At 63.9% G+C, this 1,781-nt stretch carries 1 protein-coding gene; it reads left to right on the top strand.

The genetic code is table 11. The features are described from left to right. Positions 1-320: 320 nt before the first annotated feature. The gene (locus tag MJD61_06280; GenBank protein ID MCG8554882.1) at positions 321-1,349 is read left to right on the top strand and encodes an IS110 family transposase; all 1,029 of its coding nucleotides are present in this window, start codon (positions 321-323) and stop codon (positions 1,347-1,349) included. Positions 1,350-1,781 lie beyond the last annotated feature (432 nt).

The following is a 1,781-nucleotide window of genomic DNA, read 5'->3' on the forward strand; positions in this document are numbered from 1 at the left end:
AGCTCCGCCAGCGAATAGCTGCGCCGGTAGTGCCGCCGGCCCTGCGGGTTCCACACCCGCGCATGTCGACTGGTGCGTCTACGGCGCGGCATCGGGACTTCCACTCCACGGGAGGCTTACCTTCCAGGGGCCTGAACGGTTACCCGCGACAAGCCTACCGCGCTGCCGTCCGGGGGCAACGCGCGCCGGTCGCAGTCGTGGTCGTAGTCGTAGCCGTAGTCGTGGTCGTGGTAGAAAGGATGAAGTGGCGGATCCCCACGAGGTCGCGAAGAATCGTGCCTCAGAAATAACCGCGGTCAGAGCCGCAAAGGAGACCCGCCATGAATCATCTAGCGATCGATCTGGGAAGCCGCAAGAGCCAGGTTTGCGTTCGTGCCGAGGGGGGCGCGATTGTGCACGAGGGGAGCTACCGGACCCAGGATCTGGAGGCCGTATTGTGCCAGCAAGAGCCGTCCCACGTGGTGCTGGAAACCAGCGCGGAGGCGTTCACGGTGGCGCGCTGGGCCGAGCAGGCAGGGCACCGCTTGTCGGTGATTCCTTCCACCCTGTCGAGCGCTTTTGGAGTGGGACATCGGGGCGTCAAGAACGATCTGCGGGACGCTCGGGCCTTGAGTCTGGCTGCCTGTCGGTTGGATCAGCTGCCCTCGGTGCACGTTCCGTCGAGCCGAGCCAGCGACTGGCGCTCGTTGAACACGGCTCGCGAGGCGTTGGTGAGCGCTCGTACCAGCTTGGTCAACTGTGTACGTGGGTTCATCCGTACGCTGGTGCTGGAGCCGGTGCGCTGCACACCCGAAACGATGCCGCGAAAGGTCCGCCAGGCGCTGCAAGCGAGCCCGTCAGGCTTGCCGGAGTATATCGAGCGGCTGTTGGTCACGCTCGAGACCCTGAATCAGCAAATCTCCGAAATGGACAAGCAGGTTTCCGAGCTTGCCAGCAACGACCCGATTTGCTCGCTGCTGATGAGCGTTCCGGGGGTGGGTCCAGTGACGGCTACCCGCTTTGTGGCAGCCTTGGACGATCCCACTCGCTTCCAGAACGCTTCGGCCGTGACGGCCTACCTAGGACTGACACCGGGCGAAAACAGCTCGGGGCAGAGCAAACGGCGCACGGGACTCACCAAGGCCGGGCCCGCTCCCGTACGCCGCACGCTCGTACAAGCGGCGTGGTGCCACATGCGCCTGCGGCCAAACGACCCAATGGGGCAATGGACCACGGCCATCGCCGAGCGGCGCGGCAAGAAAATCGCGGTCATCGCACTGGCCCGCAAGCTAGCGGGCACGCTGTTTGCCATCTGGCGCGACCTCAAGCCCTACGACCCACAGCATCAGGCCAAGCGTCAAGCCTCCTAGCGCGCACCAAGTCCGCAGCACACCGATTTCGCGAGCCAGAGTTTCTCCTTCGGCTGTCCAAAGGCGGTGACCGCGAACGACCACGCCGGGCGCCCCGCTTCGCGGAGCTGACCCCCTGTGATCGAATACGGCCCGCCCACGGACCCTCTCTTGCGGCAACGACCGCGCATAGTCGATTGAGACAGTCCGTAGGAACCACTCTTGCTCGATGGATTGCCAAAAGCGCGATTTGTCTCGCTTTAATGTATCCGTGCACCTTGACTGGGGGGCCACTTCATAGTCGTGGTCGTGGTCGTAGTCGTGGTCGTGGTCGTAGTCGTGGTCGTAGTCGTGGCCGTAGCCGGATCCCACTCGTGACCGTGACTATCGGCAGAGCTTGGTGAGCATCTCAACGATGCGGACGATCAGTTGCTTGGACTCGCCGGTCTCGGC

The sequence above is a fragment of the Pseudomonadota bacterium genome, from assembly GCA_022361155.1.
Lineage (GTDB): Bacteria > Myxococcota_A > Polyangia > Polyangiales > JAKSBK01 > JAKSBK01.